This is a genomic window from Corynebacterium sp. MSK158, from assembly GCF_030229085.1.
Classification (GTDB): Bacteria; Actinomycetota; Actinomycetes; order Mycobacteriales; family Mycobacteriaceae; genus Corynebacterium.
On sequence record NZ_JASPHJ010000052.1, the window covers coordinates 1 to 255 of the forward strand.

Below are 255 nucleotides of genomic sequence, written 5' to 3' on the forward strand. Positions count from 1 at the left end.
TTCGATACTACAGGGATTCAAGCGCATCTTCCTGCCAACGTCCAAGCCGTAGGACTTTATGACGCCGCCTTTTCCTGGGCATTACGTGAGCTCACTACTAACGTTATTCGCCACTCAGGAGCACAGCACTGCTGGGTTAGCATAACCCAAAATAAGCTCCAAGTCGTAGATGATGGTTGCGGCTTCGATCCGGAAAAGCAGTACCACAGTGGCGGGCTACTCGGGCTGTACAAGCGAATAGAGGACAGCGGCGGG

Annotated in this window: 1 protein-coding gene; it reads left to right on the forward strand. The window is 53.3% G+C overall.

Going from position 1 to position 255, the window contains the following annotated elements:
• The coding region (locus QP915_RS11650; RefSeq protein WP_284769439.1) for a sensor histidine kinase at positions 1-255 on the forward strand (255 nt) is incomplete at both ends.